This window comes from Methylobacterium longum (genome assembly GCF_022179385.1).
GTDB lineage: Bacteria > Pseudomonadota > Alphaproteobacteria > Rhizobiales > Beijerinckiaceae > Methylobacterium > Methylobacterium longum.
On record NZ_BPQS01000147.1, the window covers coordinates 1 to 935 of the forward strand.

The 935-nt window shown below is 71.0% G+C and carries 1 protein-coding gene; it reads right to left on the bottom strand.

Annotated features, from left to right (window positions below; all coding sequences use genetic code 11):
• The coding region (locus MFF58_RS31790) for a hypothetical protein (RefSeq protein ID WP_238294314.1) at window positions 1-935 on the bottom strand (935 nt) is incomplete at both ends.

Here is a 935-nt window from a genome sequence, read left to right on the forward strand (position 1 = left end):
CCCACGTAGTACAGGGCCAGGAAGGCCGCCAGGGCGGCCCCGTACCAGGCGGGTGCCAGCAGCGCCTGCCGGGCCCGCACCGGGACCCGGGCATCGTCGGCGGCGATCCCGAGCAGCACCACGATGATGCCGGAATGCCCGATCGCGTCGACCTTGCCGAACTCGAAGACCGCCGAGACGAAGATCGCGGCCAGGATGATCGCCGCGCTGCGGCGCACCAGGGGCGTCCAGATCAGCGCGAACGCCAGGGTGAACTCGATGACGCCGGCGGCCTGCATGAACAGCGCGGGCGTGGCGCCCAGGGTCATCTCCGGCTTGGCCGCCAGCAGCGGATCGGTCCATTGCGGGTAGGCCCACTTCTCGATGGAGGCCCACATCAGCGTCACGGCCGCGGCCCAGCGCACGAGGTCGAGGGGGCGGATGCCGAACGGCGCGAGGTCGAGGCCGCGCAGGATCAGGTAGGCGGCCACGCCCAGGAACACCGGATAATCGGCGAGATGGAAGACGCCGTACTGCGCGGTGGCGAACGCGAAGAGGAAGACGAGGCCGAGGCCCGTGACCGGCATGGTCCGGCGCCAGATCAGGCAGGCCGCGAGCGCGAGCTGCAGCCACGATATCCAGGCCACGTCGGTCTTGAGTTCCGGGGTGAGGATGATGCCGCCCAGGCTCCACAGCGAGACGAAGAAGAAGCCGAGGGTGCAGCGGACCAGCAGCTCGGTGTCGGTCCGGATCCGCGTGGTCACCCGGTCGAGGGCCCGGAGCAGCGCGCCGCCCAGCGGCGTGCCCTCGGCGAGGCAGCCCAGCATCAGGCAGACGAGGGCGAGGCCGGTGAGCCACTCGAAATCCGGGCACAGCACCTGTTCGAGGCCGCGCGGCTGACCGGCCACGTCGTAGGCGCAGAACCATTTCACGTGCGCCTCGGCCGCGCCCGTGGC